General features: G+C 70.6%; 1 protein-coding gene. It reads right to left on the bottom strand.

Annotation, left to right across the window (positions count from 1 at the left end):
* Positions 1–32 precede the first annotated feature (32 nt).
* A partial coding sequence (locus ACFU5K_RS31945; protein WP_384068260.1) for an ISKra4 family transposase occupies positions 33–1,295 on the bottom strand: 1,263 nt, incomplete at its 5' end.

The following is a 1,295-nucleotide window of genomic DNA, read 5'->3' as shown; positions in this document are numbered from 1 at the left end:
GGGTGCGGCTCCTTTCGGGGGAAGGTCGTTGATCAGGCGCCGAGTTGGTAGTTGTGCTGGTCGGGGTAGGTGCGCTGATGTTCGCGGGTGTGGTGGTAGGCGAGGTAGGCGTCGAGGTCGCCGTTGGCGTGGACGGCACGGAGTTTGAGGACGGCTTCGGCGCCGTCGAGGCCCCAGCGGGCGCCGGTGATGTCGAGGCGGTCACCGATGAGGTGCCGGCAGGCGCCTTCGACAGAGCCGGTCGCGATCGGCCAGCCCGTGTCCAGCGCGGTGTCGTAGCGGAGCTGGTCGAGATGCCCGGTGAGGTAGCGCACGCAGGTGGCGACGCTGTCACGTTTGGTGCCGGCGAGGTTCTCGGTGTCGGCCTTGGCGGTCATCTCGTCGGCGACGCGGGCGGCGTGTCCGTGCAGGATCGCGGTGAGTTTCTCCGCGGCGAAGGTCTCGGCCTCGATACTGCCGACGGGATGAAAGGCGTGCGCCGCCGTCCACACGTACTCGGCGACATGCACGAAGTCGATCAGAACGTGAATCTTGGCGTCGCGGCGCCTCGCCTCGGCTTCGATGAGGTCGAGCTGGTGGCGGGCGCCGTCGACGAGGACGAGCCAGGGCCGGTGATGGCCGGGATCACGATCGGTGGCCTGGGCGAACGCCTCGGCGATCACGTCGTCCGGATCGTGGACCAGCGACGCGGTGCACCACCGATTGACCGCTTTCGGGCCGGGGCTCGCCTTGCGCAGGCCGCTGCGGCCGCCCGGCGGGTGGACGATGTCGTGCGGACGACGCCCGGCGGGGACGGTGTCGTGGACCGTGGCGATCGTCGCCATCCGTTTCCGGTTCGGTTTCTCGCCCGGCGCGAGCCGGGCCTGCCGGCCGCGGCGCTTCTTGGCCTCGGCGGCCCGCCGGGTGGCCTCGCGCAACGCTTCGGGCCGCATCACCACACCCTTGCCGTCGACCTGGATGACCAGGGGCATATCGGCCGTGCACACAGGGGCGATCTTGTGGCGGTAGAAGGCGTCGATGTCGACGGCGGCCTCGACGACCAGGGATTCAGCCCGTCGCTTGCCCAGCACCTTCCCGCACCGGTCGGTGATCGCCGAGATGGCCTGCGCGAACGATCCACGGACCGCCTCGCGTACCGCGAGGCGCTTGATGCCGTGGCTGTGCCGACCGCGCGGCAGCGACAACCGCGCGTCCGCCGGGTGCACATTGGCCCGCCCGCGGCTCCGCCAGGCGCACCGGGTCACGGTCACCTTGCCGAACAGGCAGGTCAGCTGCCGTTCGTGTCCCCGTTCCCG

This window comes from Streptomyces sp. NPDC057428, from assembly GCF_042803195.1.
GTDB lineage: Bacteria > Actinomycetota > Actinomycetes > Streptomycetales > Streptomycetaceae > Streptomyces.
The sequence above is the reverse complement of the archived record's forward strand: the minus strand, read 5'-3'. Positions and strand labels throughout refer to the sequence as shown.